Source organism: Advenella faeciporci (genome assembly GCF_014652395.1).
Lineage (GTDB): Bacteria > Pseudomonadota > Gammaproteobacteria > Burkholderiales > Burkholderiaceae_B > Advenella > Advenella faeciporci.
This window is the reverse complement of record NZ_BMYS01000002.1, coordinates 25323-46129: the sequence shown is the minus strand read 5'-3', so window position 1 is coordinate 46129 and position 20807 is coordinate 25323. Positions and strand designations below refer to the sequence as shown.

Below are 20807 nucleotides of genomic sequence, written 5' to 3'. Positions count from 1 at the left end.
CCAAGATAAACATTTTGATATTTAATTGATATTTAATTGATATTTGATTGAGGGCATTAAATCTACCATTTACGGATAACTAAACCCAATCAATCCTCCTGAGTTCCATCAGGATTTGTCATGCAGGTTAAGATTTGAGAATTCAGTTAATTACGTTTATTGTCGCTTTATTTGCTCTTTTTACCCTGAGTCGCCTGTTGCTAATGACCTGGCAACATCAGCGGGTGCAACAAGCCAAGGGGCTGTGGCCCATTCTACTGGGTGGATTACGCATAGACCTTAACCAGATCGCCACCTACGCCTCGGTACCGGCCCTGCTGATGCCATGGCTGGAAAACAGCACTCTGTTCCTGGCAATTACCGCCACCTGGTTTACATTCTGGTGGCTGTTGTCTGCTTTCATGGAAATTGCCACTCCGCAATTTATTACCGAATACGACACCCGCCCCAATCGTCTATTTGTTGAGTACCTGAAGCACCCCAAGGAAGTTTTTGGGATGCTGTGGCGTGGTTATAAGGGCGTGCTGGCGGGCGGATTGCTGCTTTTTGGTTTAATGGCAGCCTTGGCCAATTCACTTTTTTTTGGTTATGGTCCTGAGCAATTGGGGCCCGTCTGGCTTAGAGTCATCGAGTCATTTTGCTATACGCTGCTTTCTTTCCTGTGCATTCGTGGCACGTTGAAAAAAAGACCCATTAATCCATCAACCGTCGCCTTTGCCGGAGATGGCCTGGTTAACAGTCTGGCACTAAATTCCATTTACAGCCTTTTATACGCGATTTATGCAATGAAATACGAGATGTCGGCTGAAGATGTATATGGCAAAATGCCGTCAGATGAAATGAACCGGATAGTGCGTGAAGCGGCGGGCATCAACGCCGCCCAGTGCTCAGATACCATAGCCACCATGCACAGGCAAATAGCTGACCATCACCCGGTCACGCCCCGGAATATCGTTATTATCGTTGAAGAAAGCCTGGGTGCCCAGTATGTCAAAACCCTGGGAGGAGAATGCCTGACACCCAATCTGGACAGACTCTACCGGGAAGGCTGGGGTTTTCTGCGTGCTTATGCAACCGGGACACGCTCGGTTCGTGGACTGGAAGCCCTGTCTGCCGGTTTTCCACCCACGATTACACAATCTGTTTTCAAACTACCCAACGCCCAAACCGGCTTTTTCACCATCGCCGAAGCATTGGGGCAGCAATACAATTATCATTCCCGTTTTCTGTATGGCGGAGAGGCCCATTTTGATAATATGAAAGGTTTTTTCCTGGGTAACGGTTTCAAGGAGGTTATTGATAGCCCCTCGTTCAAGAATCCGCAATTCAAGGGAACCTGGGGTTACAGTGATGAAGACATGTTCAATCAACTTGACAGGCTGCTGCAAGAAGATGGAAGCAGAGACCAGCCTGTAGTTACCCTGGCCTTCAGCGTTTCCAATCATTCCCCTTGGGAATACCCGACAGGCCGCATCCAGCCCCAAGGTGAACCGGCCAGTGTTGAAAATACCGTTCGCTATGCCGACCATGCCCTAGGGCAGTTTTTTGAAAATGCCAAAACACGGGATTACTGGCAAAACACCGTATTCCTGGTGGTTGCCGACCATGATTCACGCGTGTTTGGCGCCGAATTGATACCCCTGAAACATTTCCATATTCCTGCCCTGCTACTGGGTGCAGACATAAAGCCCCGACTTGATGAACGGATAATCAGCCAGATTGATTTACCCGCAACACTGCTTTCCCTGGCAGGTGCATCGTGCGTGCATCCCATGATTGGTCATGACCTCTCAAGACAAACCCCCAACCGGGCCATGATGCAATATGACAACCGCTATGGCTACCTGAAGGCCGACCAACTGCTTGTCCTGGATCCTCACATGCAACCGCAACAGTTTACCTATCTGGCACCTGATATATTTCAACGGTCCCAGCTTGATGAGGCGCTGGCAAATGAAGCCCTGGCACATGCGATTTGGCCTTTTAGCGTATACCGTGATAAAAGTTACAAGGCCTTTACTTCCAATATCCTACCCCATGGAGCTGAAGTTCCAGATAATCCGTCAGTGGTTGCCTGAATCCGTGTTTTCAGATGTGTTGAAAAACTCATAGATGATTTTTCTCATCCAGCGGCTGCCCGCATCCTGGTGAAAACGGGCATGCCAATGCTGCCTGATTACATAACGGGGAGACTCAAACGGCAAGGCATACGAACGCAAATTGGGATTACGGGCAAACATCTTGCTTAAGCGCGTGGGTATGCTCGTGATCAAATCTGATTTTTCTATCAGCAGCCCCAATCCCAAAAATGATGAAAGCTGTATATAAATATTACGCTGTATACCCAAACGCCGGATTTTCTGCTCTAAAATAGAGTGACCGGTTCCCTGGTGATAAAAAACCACATGCCCTTCACGCTGAAAATCCTCCAGGCTTAATTTACCCTGTATACGGGGATGATGACTGCTGACCAGACATTCGTACTGCTGGCGAAACAATTTTTGCTGATAAAAACCGGCTTTTAGCTGTGGCACAAAACCAATGGCCAAATCTACCGCACCGTTGGACATTTGCACGGGAGTTTCGGGGGTGATGGGTACTATATCAAGGGCAATATTTGGCGCATTCACATGAAGATAGGCAACCAGTTTAGGTAAAATTTCCATATGGCTGATATCCATCATACTGATGGTAAAACGTCGGGTTGAAGTGCCTGGATCAAACTCTTCGGTAAATTCAGCAATGCGTTTCCATTTATCCAGCAAATCCATAATATACCCATTCAGGGATTCGGCAACTGCCGTCGCCTGCATCGTATTGCCAACCCTGACAAACAGGGTGTCATTGAAATGCTTCCTGAGCTTGTTCAGCTCTATGCTAACCCCTGGCTGCCCCATGCCAAGATTTTCAGCCGCTTTTGAAACGCTTTTTTCACGATAAATTTCATGGAACACCTGTAACTGACGGATATCTATTTTTCCTGAGTCTTTCATGTTATACCTGCCTTTACTGACCTCCCCCAGAGTTTCAGGGACAGCCAAGCATACCACTATTAATTTTTTTAATACAGATTATTTATATTATTGTATGGATGAAATAGATTAGCCTTGTTAAATTAAAAACTGACGATTTCATTAACAATAATCAAAAAAATCAAAAAATTTATCACTATTTACGAGGAAATTATCGTGGATCAATTAGCCAAACTTGAAGACCTGCCCCAGGAATACCGGGATAACCTTGAGAAGCTCAACCTGGTTCCGCTCTGGCCCAGCCTGCGTGATGTTCTTCCCCCAGAAATTCCCCAACCCAAAACCAAACCTGTTTTCTGGTCATATGAGGCATTGCGCCCTTTGCTGCTTCAAGCCGGCGAACTCACCCCGATTGAAAAAGCCGAACGACGTGTATTGGTTCTGGCCAACCCTGGACATGGCCTGGAAAACATGCGTGCCAGTTCTGTCATGTATCTGGGCATGCAGCTTCTGCTTCCCGGTGAATGGGCTCCTTCACACCGTCACACCCCCAATGCCGTTCGCATGATTGTTGAAGGCAACGATGCCTACACAACCGTTGATGGCCAGAAATGCCCAATGGAGCGCGGTGACCTGATCCTGACACCTACCGGCATGTGGCACGAACACACCCATGAAGGTACTGACCCTGTGGTCTGGCTTGACGTGCTTGACCTGCCACTGGTGTATTTCATGGAAGCCTCATACGTCCAACCCGGAGAACACCAGAATATCAAAGGCAGCTCGGACGAAACCGATTACGGTCCCGGTATTGTGCCAACCCCTGTTTTTGAACGCCGGAATTCACACTACCCCATGTTACGCTATGCATGGAAAGATGCACGTAAAGCGCTGGAAAGCATGGCCAAGAACCAGCCAGAGGCAAAATCCATCCAGATCACCTATGTGAATCCTGAAAATGGCGATGACTGCCAGAAAATTATTGGTTATTCTGCCTTGATGTTACGCCCGAATGAAACCCTGACATTGCCTTTACGTTCCAGTGCAATGGTATTCCATATTATTGAAGGGCATGCACAAGTGCAAACAACTAACAACAACTTTGACATGAAGCAATCAGATATCAGCTGCGTACCCTGTTTTGCACCGGTCACTTTTGTGAATAAAAATGCAGATCAGCCCACCTTCATTTTTATTGCTGACGAATCTCCGGTACAGAAAAAACTGGGTCTTTACTCTGAACGCCCAAACAATCAATAATTCAGATCAAAAAAACTATTTTCATAGAGGAAACAAAAAATGGAACAATTACCTATTCTGATCTCTGGTGGCGGCATCGGAGGCTTTGCCGCAGCATTGGCACTGGTGCGTCAGGGATTCAAGGTAAAACTGTTTGAACAGGCACCGGAAATTGGTGAAATCGGGGCGGGCATTCAATTGGGCCCCAACGCCTTTCATGCCTTTGATGCACTGGGCATCGGAGACAAAGCCCGTTCACGTGCCGTCTACACGGATTACATGGTCATGCATGATGCCCTTAACGAATACGTGATCGGCAAAATCCCCACCGATGAAAATTTCCGCAAGCGTTTTGGCAACCCTTATGCCGTCATCCACCGTGCTGACATCCACTCTTCCCTGGTTGAAGGCGCACAGGAAACCGGCGAGGTTCAAATCCATACCAACACGCGTATCGAAGGCATCGAACAGGACGGCAAAACCGTTACGGTCACTGACACCAAGGGTAATAAACATACTGGAATTGCCCTCATTGCAGCTGATGGTGGCAAGTCTGTAGTTCGTGAAAAATATGTGGGTGACCCAGCACTGGTAACCGGCCATGTGGTTTATCGTGCTGTTGTAGACAAAGAGGATTTCCCCGAAGACCTGCGCTGGAATGCCGCAAGTTTGTGGGCAGCCCCCAAAGGCCATCTTGTTCATTATCCACTACGTGGCGGTGAACAATACAACGTGGTGGTGACCTTCCACAGTCGTGAACAGGAAGTCTGGGGCGTCAAGGATGGCAGCCGTAAAGAAGTATTAAGCTACTTTACTGATATCTGTCCAAAAGCCAAACAATTACTTTCATTGCCCAAATCATGGAAGCGCTGGTCTACCGCAGACCGTGAGCCCATTAGCAACTGGACCCACGGCCGTGCCACCCTGCTTGGCGATGCCGCGCATCCAACCACCCAATACATGGCACAAGGCGCCTGCATGGCCATGGAAGATGCCGTTACCCTGGGTGAAGCACTGCGTACCTGCGACAATGATATTGAAAAAGCCTTCGAGCTGTATCAGCGTGCCCGTGTTGCCAGAACCGCCCGCATTGTTTTATCTTCTCGTGAAATGGGTCGCTTATATCATGCTGAAGGTGTCCAGCGCATGATTCGTAATGATCTATGGCGTGGCCGCTCTACCGAACGCTTCTACGATGCGATGGAGTGGCTGTATGGCTGGAATGTTTCCAACTGCCTTGATGCAGCGAAAAACTATTCTGCAGAATGAAATAACAATTTTCAATAAATGAAGAATACAGGGTAAGCCTTATTCCAAAGGCTTACCCTGTAAACTGTATATCTTGAAAAAACCTGACATTAACAAGGAAGGAACTTAACATGTCTTACGTATTTGAACCGATGAAAACTGTCGGTATCCCCGTTACCGATTCTGAAGATTTATTTCCTGTACGCCGTATTTACTGCGTAGGACGTAACTATGCTGCCCATGCCCGTGAAATGGGCTTTGATCCAGATCGCGAACCACCATTTTTCTTCTGCAAACCTAACGACGCTGAATCTATTGTTCCGGTTGCAGATGGCCAAACCATTGAAATTCCCTATCCTGTCCAAACCGGTAACTATCACCACGAAATTGAACTGGTTGTGGCGATTGGCAAAGGTGGTAAAAACATCTCAGTTGAAGATGCTGTCAAACATATCTTTGGTTACGCGGTTGGCCTTGACATGACTCGTCGTGACCTGCAAATGAAAATGCGTGAAGTCGGTCGTCCATGGGAAATTGGCAAGGCCTTTGATTATTCCGCACCTATTGGTGAAATTACCCCCATCGCTAAAACCGGTGAAATTAACAATGGTGAGATTCACCTGACAGTTAACGGCAAAACCACCCAGAAAAGCAATGTGACGCATTTAATCTGGTCTGTATCAGAAACGATTGCCAACCTTTCCACCCTGTTTGAACTGAAAGAAGGTGACCTGATCATGACAGGTACACCCGAAGGCGTAGGTGCCGTGGTAGCCGGTGACACAATGGTTGCCACCATTGACGGTTTGAAGTCCATTACTGTTGCAGTAAAATAGGCTGATAAAAACATTTATTTCTTTTATGTGCAAACATCCATTTGCACATAAAAAGTACTTATAAAAATTTAAAATCAATCGGTTGCGATATCCGCAACCGATTTTTTTACATTAAATCAAACATGTAAATGACCGCCTCATTGAAGGCATGATGAGTATTCTAGCCATCCCGCCCCTGCTTGGTGGCCTGGCCGTTTTCATGCCAGCCACCACCCAACGCCTTGTATAACAAAACCTCACTGCTTAATTTGGCCAATTGCACGACCACCACCTGCTGTTGCGCCCCCAACAGCTGACGTTGTGCATCAAGCACGGTAAGGTAGCTATCTATGCCCGCTTTATAACGGGTGTTTGCCAAGCTGTAATACCGTTGGGTGCTGTCCACCCGTTTTTTCTGGGCAGCCAGCTGTTCGCTAAACGTACCACGCGCGGCCAAGCCATCAGCTACTTCCCTGAAGGCATTCTGAATGGTTTTTTCATATTGCGCCACATGAATATCTTTCTGGATTTCAGCATAATCCAGACTTGCACTCAAGCGGCCCGCATTGAAGACGGGAATATTGACATTTGAACAGAATGAATATATAGAAGGTATATCTTCTATTGCCGTACCGCTTGAAACTTATCTGGGCAGCTTCTCGATTTCCATCACCATGCCAAGCTCACGGTTTCCAAAAAACATAGAATCCATGCTTGAGGCGATGCAAACAGCCCGCCACAGAATTGAACTAAGAATTGGCAGGGAACATCAGTTAAAAAACAGGACCTGAGCGCACTCTTGCTTAACTGCGTGAAGGTCATGACAACTTGTGAGTGCCTGAACAAAAAAACAATCCCGCCCGTTTATGTGGCGGGATTCAAGTTAACTGGCTTACTTTCCGGCAGCTTACATGTCGGCAGGGTTGATGATTCTTGCCAGCAAGGCTTTTTCTTTGCCTTGCATATTGGGTATTTGCACAAAAATGCCATTGCCAGGCGCCACCTCAATGGCCTCGCCATTATTGCGCATGGTGTCCAGGCGAATCAGCTGGTTGCCATCCGGATGAATAATCTCAAGGGTGTCACCCACCGAAAACTTGTTCTTCACATCAATCGTGGCCCAGCCATTTTCATCCACGTCGGTCACCAGGCCGGCAAACTGGCTTTGTTTGGAAATGGAATAGCCGTGCAGGTAATTCTGGTAGTCCTGGGTTTGGTGCAGTTCAAGGAAACCGGGTGTGTAACCCCGATTGGCCAAGCCGTCCAGGTCAGCCAGCAATTCCGGGTTGAAGGGGCGACCGGCAATAGCATCATCAATAGCCTTGCGATAGGTTTGGGCAACCCGGGCAACATAATAAACGGATTTGGTCCGGCCTTCCACCTTCAGGGAATCAACCCCGATCTTCACCAGCTTTTCAATCTGCTCAAGCGCGCGCAAATCCTTGGAGTTCATGATATAAGTGCCATGCTCATCCTCCATGATGGGCATCATCTGGCCCGGACGATTGGCTTCTTCTATTAAATAAACCTGGTCTGCCAGCGGATGCCGTTTCGCCCCGCCACAAGAAGCAAAACTGGCGTCCGCCTCTTCCTTTGACTGTTGGAAATTAAAGCCGCTTAACAGTTGCGCATCGCCGGCATCACTTTCTGCCGCATTATGCACCTTGTAGTCCCAGCGACAGGCATTGGTACAGGTCCCCTGATTGGGGTCACGGTGATTAAAGTAACCCGACAGCAGGCACCGGCCTGAATAGGCAATGCACAAAGCACCATGCACAAAAACTTCAAGTTCCATATCGGGGCATTGCTGGCGTATTTCAGCAATCTCGTCAATTGACAACTCACGAGATAAAATGATGCGTTCAACTCCCACTTTCTGCCAGAACTGCACACCCCAATAGTTGGTGGTATTAGCCTGGACAGATAAATGAATGACCGCATCGGGCCAGCGTTCCTTGACCTTCATGATAAGACCGGGATCTGCCATGATAATGGCATCCGGATTCATCTCCATGACCGGTACCATATCGTCCAGATAGGTTTTCAGTTTGGAGTTGTGCGGCAGGATGTTGCTGGCCACATAAAATTTCTTGCCGCGGGTATGCGCTTCATCAATCGCTTCCTGCATTTTAGCGATACGTACAAACTCATTATTGCGGGCGCGCAATGAGTAACGGGGCTGACCGGCATAAACGGCATCGGCACCAAAATCAAAGGCGGCGCGCATGCGCTCCAGACCACCGGCAGGCAGTAATAATTCGGGAGATTTCATGATTCTTGATAAGTGTAGTAGTGTATTTGCCATGTGTGGGAACCAACCCCATAAACACATATGCAATATATATTATTAATCGCCTTATGAACGCTAATATTTATTAAGGCCAAACAGCTTAATTAATAAAAATATTCAATAAAGATATAGCCATCATTTTATTTGACCACTCAGAAAAATCAAATACATCCAATAGAAATAAAAGATTTTATATAGCATTGTTGATATAGATTGCTGCAAATAATAATTAATGTATGTCTCACCCAACACTTTGCAGTATTTTTTTGTGGCATCCAAGCATTTGATTTATATGTTTATTTTTTGAAACCAAGATGTAACCATTGTTTCTTTTGTAGTTTTTTGTTACACAAAGTCAGGGTATATAACATCCTTATCCGTTCATCAGCCATGCTTTTCTGTTACTCTAAAAATAGAGTTCGTTCATTATATTTTTTATTTCAAATGTATACTTTTTTTAAATTAGCAAATTATTTTAAATAAGAAATATATAATTTAAAAACTGGAGACCACGATGAAAAAAGCTCATATTTCATTTATATCTGCACTATCACTTGCTTCAACGGCATTATTATTCTCAGCTTCAAGTAATGCGGCAAGTCTCAAGAACATCCAGGATAACGGTTATATCCGCATTGCCGTTGCCAATGAAATTCCATATGGCTACATGACCCCCGGCAATGAAGCAAAAGGCGCCGGTCCCGATGTGGCAAAACTGATTATGGAAAGACTGGGCATCAAGGAAATCCGCTGGGTCACCACCAATTTTGGTTCCCTTATTCCTGGCCTGAAAGCAGACCGTTTTGACATGGTGGCTGCAGAAATGGCCATTTTGCCCCAGCGCTGTACTGAAGTGCATTTTTCAGAGCCCAACAGCTCGTATGGTGAAGGCCTGCTGGTTGCCAAAGGCAACCCGGAGAACATTCACAAATATGAAGACTTCACCGACAACAAGCTCAAAGTGGCCATCATGGCGGGCGCCGACCAACTTGAAATGATGCAGGCCCTTAAGGTCGATGACAACAGAATGGTGACCATCGCCAATAATGCCGATGCCATCTCTACTATTTCAACCGGACGCGCTGCAGCTTATGCAGCAACCAGCCTGACCGTTAGTGAGCTTGCTTCCAAAAGCGATCGCGTTGAAGCAGCCAGCGGATTTACAGACCCTGTGGTGAATGGCAATCCGGTCAGAAGCTGGGGTGGTTTCACTTTCGCACTTGCCTCTACTGATCTGCGTGATGCCGTCAACAAGGAACTGCTTGAAATCAAGCAAACCGATGAATGGAAAAACATTCTGGCCGGCTACGGTTTCAGTGAAACCGATATTCAGGAATCACCTAAAAAAACCACCGCGCAACTATGTGCAAAGTAATTCGCTCCGCAGTTATGAATAGCAGGTGTTACACGGGAATAAGTCAGGAAAGGCATCATGGATAACCTGCTATCGTATGTAGACCCTTTGCTTGATGGCGCATGGGTGACTTTGCAGCTAACCCTCTATTCCACCATTTTGGGTGGCATGGTTGCTTTTATGGCAGGCATTGGCAAGCTGTCAACAAACCGCGCCACCCGGTGGCTGTCAATTTGCTTCATTGAGTTTTTCCGTGGCACCTCTTTACTGGTGCAGTTGTTCTGGCTTTACTTTGCCTTGCCCATCCTGGGGCAGGCAATTGGGGTGGATTTACGTATGCCCCCCTTACTGGCAGGCACTATTGCCCTGGGCCTTAACATTGGCGCCTACGGTGCCGAAGTGGTGCGTGGCGCCATTCAGGCAGTTCCCGGGAATCAATACGAGGCTGCCAAGGCACTGGACTTTACGCCCAAGCAAACCTTGTGGCGGATTGTATTGCCCCAGGCCATTCCTGAAATGATGCCCAGTTTTGGCAATCTTGCCATCCAGAACCTGAAAGACACGGCCCTGGTTTCCCTGATCAGCCTGGGCGACATGACCTTCCGGGCTGAACAGTTGCGCAACTACACCCAGGACAGCACAACCATTTACACCCTCTTGCTGTTCATGTATTTTGGCATGGCACTGGTCTTAAGCGCCTTGATGAAAATACTTGAATGCTACGCAAGCCGCTGGCGCACAAGGAAAATTTAACATGTTATTTGGCATAGAGTGGGACACCGCCAACAATTGGTTTTTTGCCTTGTCTATCCTGCCCATCCTTTTCAAAGGACTGGTGGTTACCATACAGGCTACACTGGTTGGTTTTTTAGTGGCCCTGGTATTAGGCCTGGTACTGGCCGCACTTAAAGGGGCCCGGTTACGCATTATTTCCTGGCCCGCATATTTCATTACCGAATTCATCAGGGACACGCCCCTGCTGGTTCAACTGTTTTTCTTATATTATGTATTACCCGAATACGGCATTATTTTGCCGGCTTTCATGACAGGCGCCCTGGCCCTGGGCCTGCAATACAGCGCCTATACTTCTGAAGTTTACCGGGCCGGCCTGGAATCCATCCCACATGGCCAGACCGAAGCCTCACGGGTGCTGGATTTCACGCCCCTACACACTTTCATGTTTATCATTTTGCCGCAAGCCATCCCCCGCATTATCCCGGCGCTGGGCAATTACCTGGTTTCCATCATGAAAGACGTGCCGGTCCTTTCTGTTATTGCCATTCTTGAAATACTGAATGTGGCCAGAATTATTGGCGACCGCACCTTTAACTACCTCATCCCCCTTTCCATGGTTGGCATCATTTATCTGTTGCTAACCCTGCTGGCCTCGGCAGGCATCCGGTATCTGGACAAGCGCCTGCCAAAAAAAGGAATTCCATTGAAATGAACGATGCCATCATCAAGTTTGAAAATGTAACCAAAAAATTCGGCAATGTCACGATATTGGACAAATTGAATTTTGAAGTCGCCAAGAATGAAAAAGTGACCATCATCGGCCCATCGGGGTCTGGCAAGTCAACCATTTTGCGCATCCTCATGACACTTGAAACCATTGATGATGGTATCATTCACGTTGCCGGCAAACCATTATGGCATGAATACAAAAATGGCCAAACAGTTCCCGCCAGCGAGCATCACCTCAGGCAGATGCGCAAGGAAATGAGCATGGTTTTCCAGCAGTTCAATCTTTTTCCGCATATGACGGTCAGGCGCAACATTACCGAAGCGCCTATCCATGTTCACAAGTTATCCCACAAAGAAGCCAATGAGCTGGCTGATGAATATTTGGACCTGGTTGGCTTAAGCGAACACGCAGACAAGTTCCCCTCCCAGCTTTCCGGTGGACAGCAACAGCGGGTGGCGATTGCGCGGGCGCTGGCCACCCGCCCCAATATCATGCTGTTTGATGAACCCACCTCTGCCCTGGACCCTGAACTGGTTGGTGAAGTACTGGGTGTTATTCAGCGCCTGGCCGAAAAGCATGATTTAACCATGTTACTGGTAACCCATGAAATGCAGTTTGCAAGGCAAATATCCGACCGGATCTGCTTTATTGACAAGGGGAATATTGTGGAAGAAGGCCCTCCGGAAGAGGTTTTCACTTCACCCAAAGAGGAAAGGACGCAGGCTTTTCTCAAGTCTTTCATTCAAGCCTGAAATTTCTCTGGCCTGATTCATACCTAAAAAATATCAACTAACCGGAGCGGGTATGCCAGCAAGGCATACCCGTTTATATTTTGCGACGGATATAAGCGATTTTCTCCTGGTCATAAATATCATAAATAACATTCAGCATATTCCTGATATTGTCAGATTTATCCTTGGTCCGGGTGCTCATCATAATGGGAGAAAACGCATGGTCATCCACAATGGGAATAAATGCGATATCCTGTACATTGACCCTGGCAAGACCTTCAGGGACCAGTGAAACCCCTTCTCCGGCGGCAACCAGGCCCATGGCTATATGCAATTCCCTGGCCTCAAACAGCCTTTCTGGTTGCAAGCCAATGAACTTGAATATTTCCAGTACCTGATCGGCAAAACTGGGCCTTGGCTTTTGGGGATAGATAATGATTTTTTCACTGACAATTTGATCAAGCGTGATTTCTTTCCTGCCAATAAACCGATGATTGAACGGAACGGCCAATACCAACGGCTCCTTTCTTAAAACAATACGCCGAACACTGGGGTCCTGAAGGTAAAGACGCCCGAAACCAATATCAATGTCACCTTCTTTCAGGGCATGTATCTGCTCCATGGTGGTCATTTCAAACAGCTCCAGCGCTATATTGCCGTATCGTTGCCGGAAAATATTGATGATTTGCGGCAGTTTGCCATACAGTGTCGAAGCCACATAGGCCACCTTCAGGCTTTCATTGACATTGCCCAACCTTTGGGTCATGAGTTTCAGCTCATTGACCTGCACCAGCAATTGTTTGGCATGCTCATAAAAAAATTCCCCTGCCATGGTTGTTTTCAAGGGCCGGACTCCCCTTTCAAACAGCTTGACGCCCAGCTCTTCTTCCAGCTGCTGGATTTGCCGGCTTAATGGCGGCTGGGCAATAAAAAGTTTTTCAGCTGCGCGAGTGAAATTCTTCTCCTCGGCAACCGCAACAAAATAGCGCAAATGTCTTAATTCCAACTCAATACCTTTAAAGTATGAAAAACATACTGAAACAGTCTTAGACAAGCTAACCGATCAAGATTAACCTTACGTCAAAATAATAAAAATCACCACCAAAATAACAGATATTGATTTAAATTTAAAGTTAACTGGATTTGTCAAAGGAGATAACATGAACCACGCTCAAATAGATCAACTGGTTAAAACCTTCATTCAGGACAAGGCAGAAGGCGATGTCAACCATCGCGTACAAACCGTTGTTGTCCGTTTGCTGGGCGATCTTTTCAAGGCCATTGAAGATCTTGACCTTCAGCCTGCTGAAATCTGGAAAGGCATTGAATACCTGACGGATGCCGGAAAAGCCAATGAGTTGGGCTTGCTGGCCGCAGGCCTGGGCCTGGAGCGCTTTATTGACATTCGGTCTGATGAAGCGGAAGCAAGACTGGGCCTGACTGGCGGAACACCCAGGACTATTGAAGGTCCATTATATGTTGCCGGTGCCCCCGAGAGTATAGGATTTACCCGTATGGATGATGGCACCGAAAGCGACAAGGCTGACCCGTTGATCATCGAAGGTACGGTTTATGATGCAGACGGCAAACCCCTGCAAAATGCCAAAGTTGAAATCTGGCATGCCAATACCAATGGCTGTTATTCCTATTTTGACAAGTCCCAATCCGCTTTCAATTTGCGCCGTACCATCTACACCGACGCCAATGGCCACTACAAGGCACAAAGTATCATGCCCGTCGGCTATGCCTGTCCTCCTGAAGGCACCACCCAGGCGTTACTCGATATGCTTGGCCGTCACGGCAATCGTCCCGCCCATATCCATTATTTCATCTCGGCTCCCGGGCATCGCAAACTGACAACCCAGATCAATATCGATGGTGATGAATATCTGTGGGACGATTTTGCTTTTGCCAGCCGCGAAGGCCTGGTTCCACCTGTTAATGAAATCACCGATCCAGACCTGATTAAACAAAACGGCCTTGAACGTCCCTACAAAAACATCGTCTTTGATATTCATTTGTTGAAAGACATCCAGGAAGCCCCCTCTTCCGTTGTTGAGCGCCGCAGGGCTGCAGCCTGACACCCGGCTTTCCTGCCCACACCCCCCATTCAATTCCAATTGCCTGCCGCCCCTAGCCGCAGGCAAGCCAGATTTTTGCTTAAAAATGGAGAAAGCTGATGACTGCAGCACTGGAAACCCAGATAAATATCGACAATTTACTGATTGAAGACAAGGAAAAAGGCGACTATCGCGTCCACCGAAGCATCTTCACCAATCAGGAGTTGTTTGAACTGGAAATGAAACACATATTCGAAGGTAACTGGATTTACCTCGCCCATGAAAGCCAGATTCCGGAAATCAATGATTATTACACCACTTATATGGGACGCCAGCCCATAATTATTGCCCGCAACCGTCAGGGGGAACTGAACGCCTTCATTAATGCCTGTTCGCACCGGGGTGCGCAATTGTGCCGTTTCAAACGCGGCAACAAGGCAACCTATACCTGCCAGTTTCACGGCTGGACATTCAACAACAGTGGCAAACTGCTGAAAGTAAAGGATCCTGTTGAGGCCGGTTACCCGGAATGCTTCAACAAGGACGGCTCACATGACCTGAAAAAAGTGGCCCGTTTTGAGAACTATCGTGGCTTTCTGTTTGGCAGCCTGAACGAAAACGTCGTGCCCCTTGAAGAATTCCTGGGTGAGGCGGCAAAAATCATTGACATGATTGTAGACCAGTCGCCAGAAGGCCTTGAAGTGCTCAAAGGCTCTTCAACCTATACCTATGAAGGCAACTGGAAACTGACGGCCGAGAATGGCGCCGATGGCTACCATGTAACAGCGGTTCACTGGAATTATGCGGCAACCACCAACCAGCGCAAGGAAAAAGAAGCCCAGGAAGACAAAATCCGGGCCATGAGCGCCGGAAAATGGGGTCAGCAAGGCGGTGGTTTCTACGCTTTTGATTATGGTCATATGCTTTTGTGGACACAGTGGGCCAACCCTGAAGACCGCCCCAATTTCCCCAAAAAAGAAGACTACATCAAGAATTTTGGTGAAGAAAAAGCCAAATGGATGATTGAACGTTCACGCAACCTGTGCCTATACCCCAACGTTTACCTGATGGACCAGTTCGGTTCACAAATCCGGGTATTGCGCCCCCTGTCCGTTGACAAAACCGAAGTCACCATTTACTGCATTGCCCCCAAGGGTGAAAACAAGGAAGCCAGGGCCCGTCGCATCCGCCAATATGAAGACTTTTTCAATGCCAGCGGAATGGCCACCCCCGATGATCTGGAAGAGTTCCGCTCCTGCCAGGCTGGCTATAACGGCATTGCCATGGAGTGGAATGACATGAGCCGCGGTTCCGTACACTGGATCGATGGCCCCGATGAGGCAGCCGAAACCCTGGGACTGAAACCGGTCCTGAGCGGCCTGAAAACCGAAGATGAAGGCCTTTATACCGTTCAGCACAGATATTGGTCAGAAGTCATGAAAAAAGCTCTTGCACAGCAACAGGAGAAAAATTAATGAGCGCTATTCCTTACGAAACCATACAGCAATTCCTGTACAAAGAAGCACGCCTGCTTGATGATGCACAATGGGATGAGTGGTTAAACTGCTATGACCAGGATGCGCAATTCTGGATGCCCGCCTGGGACGATAACGATACCCTGACCACCAATCCCGAGCAGGAAATCTCCCTGATTTACTACCCTGACAGGGGTGGACTGGAAGACCGTGTTTTCAGGATCAAGACAGAGCGTTCTAGCGCCACATTGCCTGATACCCGTACCAGCCACAATATTTCCAACCTGGAAATTGAATCACAGGAAGGCAAGGTGGTGACCATCCGGTTCAACTGGCATACACTGAGCTTTCGTTACAAAACCTGCTACAGTTATTTTGGCATGTCCCGTTACACGATTGATTTTTCCAATGCCGACCCCCTCATAAAACGCAAATATGTGGTTCTGAAAAACGATTACATCAACCAGCTGATTGATATTTATCACATTTAAATTCGGTGCCTGTCCGGCTAAGGACAGGCTTGCCCGAAAGCATTTTATTCATCTATCCCAAAACCCAGGAGAAATGTTGTGGAGCATACTATTGCACTGCAGTTTGAAGATGGTATAACCCGCTTCATTAGCTGTAAATCAGGCGAAACCGTGGCAGATGCCGCCTATCGCCAAAAGCTGAACATTCCATTGGATTGCCGCGACGGCGCTTGTGGCACATGCCGCAGCTTCTGCGAATCAGGCAATTACGACATGCCGGCAGAGCTTTATATTGAAGATGCTCTGACTGAAGAAGAAGCGGAGCAAGGGTTTGTCCTGACCTGCCAGATGCGACCTACTTCCGACTGTGTGGTCAAGATTAACGCCTCCTCTGAAGCCTGCAAGACAGGCGTCACCCGTTTTGAAGGCACGCTTTCTTCGCTTGAAAAAGTTTCCGATTCAACGATTGCCTTCAGCATTCATCTTCCCAACCCGGAAAACCTGATTTACTTGCCCGGCCAATATGTCAACGTCCAGATTCCCGGCACGGACCTGACCCGTTCGTATTCATTCAGCTCGGCCCCTATGGACAAGAACAGCAGCTTTGTCGTACGCAATGTACCCCAAGGCAAAATGAGCACGTACCTGACCACCCAGGCCCAGGTTGGCCAGCCCATTTCGTTTACCGGCCCGTATGGCAGTTTTTACCTGCGCCCGGTCGTGCGCCCTGCCCTGTTCCTGGCGGGTGGTACCGGTATTGCCCCTTTCCTGTCCATGCTTGACAGTCTGGAAGTATCCGGTTGCCATTATCCAATCAACCTGGTTTTTGGCGTCACCAATGATGAAGACCTGGTAGAACTTGAAAAACTGGATCGCCTGAGTGAAAAACACGACTGGTTCAACTATACAACCTGTGTCGTGGCTGAAGAAAGCCGGCACCCAAGAAAAGGGTATGTCACACAGCATATCGAAAAAGAATGGCTGAATGAAGGGGATGTTGATATTTACCTGTGCGGCCCGGTACCCATGGTGGAAGCCGTGCGCGGCTGGCTGGAACAGGAAAATCTGACACCCAAAAACTTCCATTATGAAAAATTTTCACCCAGCGAGGCATGATTCATGAACCGGAATGCACGCTTTGAAAACAAGGTTGTCATTGTTACTGGCGCTGCCCAGGGCATTGGTGAAGGCGTGGCCTGCGCCATTGCTGCTGAAGGTGGCAAAGTGATTCTGGCAGACCGCAACCTGCTGGTGCAGGACGTTGCCAAACGCATTAATAACAATAACGGTCAAGCGCATGCGGTACTGGCTGACCTGGAAACCTGGGAAGGTGCCCAGGCAGTCGCCCAAAGTGCCCTTGAGATATACGGCAAAATTGATGTCTCGATTCATAACGTAGGAGGCACCATCTGGGCCAAACCCTATCAGGAATATGCGCCCGACGAAATCCTGGCAGAAGTGAACCGTTCTTTGTTTCCCACGCTATGGAGCTGCCGCGCCGTTTTGCCCACCATGATCAGCCAGAAAAGCGGTGTTATTGTGAACATTTCATCCATTGCCACGCGCAGTATCCATCGCATCCCCTACGCGGCAGCCAAAGGCGGTGTCAATGCCATGACCATGAGCCTTGCCATGGAGCATGCTGAAAACAACATTCGCATCAACGCGATTGCCACGGGAGGCACCGAAGCGCCACCGCGTCAAATACCCCGCAACCCAAAACCGTTATCAGAACAGGAGAAAGTCTGGTACCAGGCCATTGTTGACCAGACGGTATCAAGCAGCCTGATGAAGCGCTATGGGACCATACAGGAACAGATTAACGCCATTCTTTTCCTGGCCTCTGATGAAGCCAGCTACATCACCGGCACGGTGTTGCCTGTTGGCGGCGGCGACCTGGGAATGGGGTAAACCGTCATGAATGACAGGCTAGACAAGGTACATACCGGGCAAAAATATCCCTTAAAACAAAAAACCACTGATTGGTCAATTTCCGCTATCGTTTCCGGATTCCTGGCCGTACTTATTTCCTATGCCGGCCCCCTGGTTATATTTTTCCAGGCGGCCTCCACGGGCAATATTTCCAATGACATGATGGTTTCATGGGTCTGGGGCATTTCCATCGGTGCCGGCATTTCGGGTATTTTTCTTAGCTGGTGGCTTAAAGTACCTGTGGTCACCGCCTGGTCAGCCCCCGGCACGGTGTTGCTGATATCCCTTTTCCCGGAAATTACCATGGGCCAGGTCGTGGGTGCTTACCTGAGTTCGGCCCTGCTGCTGTTTATCATTGGTATTACCGGCTACTTTGACAAGGCGGTTCGCCTGATTCCCCAGGGCATTGCCGCGGGCATGATTGCCGGTATTTTATTGCAGTTCGGGCTGCGGGCCTTTGAGGCCAGCGCCCTGTCCCCCTTGCTGTCCGTGGGGATGATTCTGGCCTATATTCTGTCCCGGCGTTACCTGCCCCGCTACAACATTGTCATTGTAGCCATTGTGGGTTTTACCATTGCCTTTTTACTGGACAAAACCAACCTGGGCATTTTGTCCCCAAAATTGGCCATGCCGGTTTTGATTGCGCCAGAGTTTGATCTGGCGACATTCCTGAGCTTTACCATCCCGCTCACCCTGGTCAGCCTGACCGGCCAATTCCTGCCTGGCATGACGATCCTGAATCTGGCGGGATACCGGGTACCGGCCAAGGCCATTATTGTTATTACTGCCCTGGCCTCTGCAATGGTTGCCTTTACCGGTGGTATCACCATTGTCCTAGCTGCCATTACAGCGGCCATCTGCACCGGTAAAGATGCCCACGAAGACCCGAGTAAAAGGTATGTCGCTGGCATTTCAAACGGGCTTTTCTATCTCATCGGCGGGCTTTTCGCGGGCACCATCGTGATGCTCTTCACGGCCTTGCCCAAGGAACTGATTACCATTCTGGCCGGACTGGCCCTGATTGGCGCCATTACAGCCAACCTGACCATTGTTATTGAAGACACGAAACACCGCGAAGCTTCACTGATTACTTTTCTGGCCACTGCCTCAGGCATGTCCATGTGGGGTCTGGGCTCGGCCTTCTGGGGGATTGTTATCGGATTGCTGGCATTTTTCATCATGAACAGCAAAACAGCCTTAACCGACAAAAAAACATCCTGAAAACACTGAGTATCAATCACTAAAACACCGCTTAATGAAATAAAAAAAACTCAATGTAACAAAAAATTTTTCAGTAACCACTTTTAAAAAATTATTTGCAGTTATATCAACAAGGAGGAAGGAAAATGAGGAAAGTTGACATAAACCATGTCATTGACGAGGCAAAATTCAGGTCGTTTCACTGGAATGTATTATTCTGGTGCACCCTGATCATTATTTTTGATGGTTATGACCTGGTTATTTATGGTGTGGTTCTGCCGATCCTGATGGATCAATGGCAACTGACGCCGATTGAAGCGGGCTCCCTGGGCAGTATTGCCCTGTTCGGCATGATGGTGGGGGCCATGACATTGGGTACGGCATCCGATAAATTCGGGCGTAAAAAAATGATTCTGCTCTGTATCATTTTATTCAGCCTGTTTACATTTCTTTGCGGCTTTGCCCAAACCCCCGGCCAATTTGCCGTGATGCGGTTCATCGCGGGTCTGGGCATTGGAGGCGTAATGCCCAATGTCGTGGCCCTGATTTCCGAATATGCGCCCAAAAAAATCCGTAGCACACTGGTTGCCCTCATGTTTAGCGGCTATGCGGTTGGCGGCATGTTATCGGCCGGCCTGGGCATCTGGATTGTGCCAACTTGGGGCTGGGAAATTATGTTCTATCTGGGTTGCATTCCACTGCTTCTGTTGCCACTGATCATGAAGCTGCTGCCCGAGTCACTGGGTTTCCTGTTACGGGACAATAAAGATAACCAGGTTAAAACGATTCTGGCCAAAATCGATCCTCAAATCGTTGCCACCCATCAATATGAACTGGTCCGCCAGGAAGTGGTTGCCAGGAAAATACCCATTCTGGACTTATTCAGTGAAAAACGGGCAATCAGTACCATTGCTTTCTGGATCAGCTTTTTCATGTGCCTACTCATGGTGTATGCCCTTGGCTCCTGGTTACCCAAATTAATGCAAACCGCTGGCTACCCTTTGAAATCAGGTCTGATGTTCCTGTTTGCCATGAACATTGGCGGCATGATAGGTGCCATCCTGGGCGGCCACATGTCCGATAAATTCAACCTGAAGAGCGTACTGGTCACCTTCTTCATTTTGGGTGCCATCGCCATTACCCTGCTTGGCTTTCGCAGCAACACCTATTTCCTGTATTTTCTGGTCATGATCGCCGGCGCAGCCACGATCGGCTCACAAATCCTGCTTTATACCTATGTGGCGCAATATTATCCCATGCATATCCGTTCCACCGGCCTGGGCTGGGCGTCGGGTGTGGGAAGAATTGGCGCCATTGTAGGACCCATGTTGGGCGGTGTATTGATGCAACTTAGCCTGCCCCATCACCAGAATTTCATGGCTTTTGCCGTACCGGGTATTATTGCCGCACTGGCCATTGCCTTGGTGGGATTGAAGTTTTACGAAACCCGAAAAGTAGCTGTTAAAGCTTAACGCATCCTGAAAATTGCCTGGATGTTTGAAAAATTGGCCTGAATTGATATCAGGCCAATTTTGTTTATGACAAGCATTTGAAAC

19 protein-coding genes are annotated in these 20807 nt (G+C 48.2%); 15 read left to right on the top strand and 4 right to left on the bottom strand.

Annotated elements, in window-relative coordinates:
- The first annotated feature begins 134 nt into the window (after positions 1-134).
- Positions 135-2078 carry an LTA synthase family protein gene (locus tag IE074_RS02045; protein WP_189383779.1) on the top strand — a complete coding sequence of 648 codons (1944 nt, stop codon included), beginning with the start codon at positions 135-137 and terminating at the stop codon, positions 2076-2078.
- On the opposite strand, the gene IE074_RS02040 is transcribed toward IE074_RS02045, so the two are convergent.
- On the bottom strand, positions 2064-2993 hold the full coding sequence (locus tag IE074_RS02040; RefSeq protein WP_189383778.1) for a LysR family transcriptional regulator: 930 nt from the start codon (positions 2991-2993) through the stop codon (positions 2064-2066). The two genes, IE074_RS02045 and IE074_RS02040, sit on opposite strands and share 15 nt — an antisense overlap.
- A 195-nt stretch (positions 2994-3188) precedes the next feature.
- Between IE074_RS02040 and IE074_RS02035 the strand changes: the two genes are divergently transcribed.
- The 3 genes from IE074_RS02035 (at position 3189) to IE074_RS02025 (ending at position 6295) form a co-directional block, all read left to right on the top strand.
- The gene (locus IE074_RS02035) at positions 3189-4232 is read left to right on the top strand and encodes a cupin domain-containing protein (RefSeq protein ID WP_189383777.1); all 1044 of its coding nucleotides are present in this window, start codon (positions 3189-3191) and stop codon (positions 4230-4232) included.
- Between the two features lie 39 nt (positions 4233-4271).
- Entirely contained in the window at positions 4272-5480 is a 1209-nt protein-coding gene (locus IE074_RS02030; protein WP_189383776.1) for a 3-hydroxybenzoate 6-monooxygenase, read from the top strand.
- A 110-nt stretch (positions 5481-5590) separates the two neighbouring features.
- Positions 5591-6295 (top strand): fumarylacetoacetate hydrolase family protein, encoded by a 705-nt coding sequence (locus IE074_RS02025; protein ID WP_189383775.1) that lies wholly within the window; start codon positions 5591-5593, stop codon positions 6293-6295.
- A 160-nt stretch (positions 6296-6455) separates the two neighbouring features.
- Here the strand turns inward: IE074_RS02025 and IE074_RS02020 are convergent, their stop codons facing one another.
- Together IE074_RS02020 and trhP are read right to left on the bottom strand one after the other, a co-directional pair.
- On the bottom strand, positions 6456-6881 hold the full coding sequence (locus IE074_RS02020) for a TolC family protein (RefSeq protein WP_486303668.1): 426 nt from the start codon (positions 6879-6881) through the stop codon (positions 6456-6458).
- A 300-nt stretch (positions 6882-7181) separates the two neighbouring features.
- Positions 7182-8546: a prephenate-dependent tRNA uridine(34) hydroxylase TrhP gene (gene trhP / locus IE074_RS02015; RefSeq protein WP_189383774.1), complete on the bottom strand. Its 1365-nt coding sequence runs from the start codon at positions 8544-8546 to the stop codon at positions 7182-7184.
- Positions 8547-9078: 532 nt separating this feature from the next.
- On the opposite strand from trhP, the gene ehuB reads away from it, so the two are divergent.
- Genes ehuB through ehuA form a run of 4 tightly spaced genes read left to right on the top strand, consistent with a single transcriptional unit; the run spans position 9079 to position 12135 of the window.
- Positions 9079-9939, top strand: a complete 861-nt coding sequence (ehuB, locus tag IE074_RS02010) for an ectoine/hydroxyectoine ABC transporter substrate-binding protein EhuB (RefSeq protein WP_189383773.1) — start codon at positions 9079-9081, stop codon at positions 9937-9939.
- A 57-nt stretch (positions 9940-9996) separates the two neighbouring features.
- Positions 9997-10671: an ectoine/hydroxyectoine ABC transporter permease subunit EhuC gene (gene ehuC, locus IE074_RS02005; protein WP_189383772.1), complete on the top strand. Its 675-nt coding sequence runs from the start codon at positions 9997-9999 to the stop codon at positions 10669-10671.
- A 1-nt stretch (position 10672) separates the two neighbouring features.
- Entirely contained in the window at positions 10673-11365 is a 693-nt protein-coding gene (ehuD, locus tag IE074_RS02000; RefSeq protein WP_189383771.1) for an ectoine/hydroxyectoine ABC transporter permease subunit EhuD, read from the top strand.
- On the top strand, positions 11362-12135 hold the full coding sequence (gene ehuA / locus IE074_RS01995) for an ectoine/hydroxyectoine ABC transporter ATP-binding protein EhuA (protein ID WP_308429743.1): 774 nt from the start codon (positions 11362-11364) through the stop codon (positions 12133-12135). The genes ehuD and ehuA overlap by 4 nt, the downstream gene beginning before the upstream one ends.
- A 73-nt stretch (positions 12136-12208) precedes the next feature.
- Here the strand turns inward: ehuA and IE074_RS01990 are convergent, their stop codons facing one another.
- A complete protein-coding gene (locus IE074_RS01990; RefSeq protein WP_189383770.1) occupies positions 12209-13120 on the bottom strand; it encodes a LysR family transcriptional regulator in 912 nt (303 codons plus the stop codon).
- Positions 13121-13274: 154 nt separating this feature from the next.
- Between IE074_RS01990 and catA the strand changes: the two genes are divergently transcribed.
- From catA to IE074_RS01955, 7 genes are all read left to right on the top strand, one after another.
- A complete protein-coding gene (gene catA / locus IE074_RS01985) occupies positions 13275-14195 on the top strand; it encodes a catechol 1,2-dioxygenase (RefSeq protein ID WP_169294525.1) in 921 nt (306 codons plus the stop codon).
- Positions 14196-14293: 98 nt separating this feature from the next.
- Complete coding sequence (gene benA / locus IE074_RS01980) at positions 14294-15649, top strand: benzoate 1,2-dioxygenase large subunit (protein WP_189383769.1); 1356 nt, start codon at positions 14294-14296, stop codon at positions 15647-15649.
- Complete coding sequence (benB, locus tag IE074_RS01975; RefSeq protein ID WP_189383768.1) at positions 15649-16140, top strand: benzoate 1,2-dioxygenase small subunit; 492 nt, start codon at positions 15649-15651, stop codon at positions 16138-16140. The genes benA and benB overlap by 1 nt, the downstream gene beginning before the upstream one ends.
- 78 nt (positions 16141-16218) lie before the next feature.
- Positions 16219-17235, top strand: coding sequence for a benzoate 1,2-dioxygenase electron transfer component BenC (gene benC, locus IE074_RS01970; protein ID WP_189383767.1), 1017 nt, complete (start codon positions 16219-16221; stop codon positions 17233-17235).
- 3 nt (positions 17236-17238) lie between these two features.
- Positions 17239-18030 (top strand): 1,6-dihydroxycyclohexa-2,4-diene-1-carboxylate dehydrogenase, encoded by a 792-nt coding sequence (locus IE074_RS01965; RefSeq protein ID WP_189383766.1) that lies wholly within the window; start codon positions 17239-17241, stop codon positions 18028-18030.
- A gap of 6 nt (positions 18031-18036) precedes the next feature.
- Positions 18037-19272 carry a benzoate/H(+) symporter BenE family transporter gene (locus IE074_RS01960; RefSeq protein WP_189383765.1) on the top strand — a complete coding sequence of 412 codons (1236 nt, stop codon included), beginning with the start codon at positions 18037-18039 and terminating at the stop codon, positions 19270-19272.
- Positions 19273-19397: 125 nt separating this feature from the next.
- Positions 19398-20723 (top strand): MFS transporter, encoded by a 1326-nt coding sequence (locus IE074_RS01955; RefSeq protein WP_189383764.1) that lies wholly within the window; start codon positions 19398-19400, stop codon positions 20721-20723.
- The last annotated feature ends 84 nt before the right edge of the window (positions 20724-20807 follow it).

What these genes read in the sequence shown, in the direction of transcription:
- IE074_RS02040 (WP_189383778.1), bottom strand. Translation starts at nt 2,993, where the DNA reads ATGAAAGACTCAGGAAAAATAGATATCCGTCAGTTACAGGTGTTCCAT.
- ehuD (WP_189383771.1), top strand. Translation starts at nt 10,673, where the DNA reads ATGTTATTTGGCATAGAGTGGGACACCGCCAACAATTGGTTTTTTGCC.
- IE074_RS01955 (WP_189383764.1), top strand. Translation starts at nt 19,398, where the DNA reads ATGAGGAAAGTTGACATAAACCATGTCATTGACGAGGCAAAATTCAGG.
- IE074_RS01960 (WP_189383765.1), top strand. Translation starts at nt 18,037, where the DNA reads ATGAATGACAGGCTAGACAAGGTACATACCGGGCAAAAATATCCCTTA.
- benB (WP_189383768.1), top strand. Translation starts at nt 15,649, where the DNA reads ATGAGCGCTATTCCTTACGAAACCATACAGCAATTCCTGTACAAAGAA.
- IE074_RS01965 (WP_189383766.1), top strand. Translation starts at nt 17,239, where the DNA reads ATGAACCGGAATGCACGCTTTGAAAACAAGGTTGTCATTGTTACTGGC.
- ehuC (WP_189383772.1), top strand. Translation starts at nt 9,997, where the DNA reads ATGGATAACCTGCTATCGTATGTAGACCCTTTGCTTGATGGCGCATGG.
- ehuA (WP_308429743.1), top strand. Translation starts at nt 11,362, where the DNA reads ATGAACGATGCCATCATCAAGTTTGAAAATGTAACCAAAAAATTCGGC.
- benA (WP_189383769.1), top strand. Translation starts at nt 14,294, where the DNA reads ATGACTGCAGCACTGGAAACCCAGATAAATATCGACAATTTACTGATT.
- ehuB (WP_189383773.1), top strand. Translation starts at nt 9,079, where the DNA reads ATGAAAAAAGCTCATATTTCATTTATATCTGCACTATCACTTGCTTCA.
- trhP (WP_189383774.1), bottom strand. Translation starts at nt 8,546, where the DNA reads ATGAAATCTCCCGAATTATTACTGCCTGCCGGTGGTCTGGAGCGCATG.
- IE074_RS02030 (WP_189383776.1), top strand. Translation starts at nt 4,272, where the DNA reads ATGGAACAATTACCTATTCTGATCTCTGGTGGCGGCATCGGAGGCTTT.
- catA (WP_169294525.1), top strand. Translation starts at nt 13,275, where the DNA reads ATGAACCACGCTCAAATAGATCAACTGGTTAAAACCTTCATTCAGGAC.
- IE074_RS02025 (WP_189383775.1), top strand. Translation starts at nt 5,591, where the DNA reads ATGTCTTACGTATTTGAACCGATGAAAACTGTCGGTATCCCCGTTACC.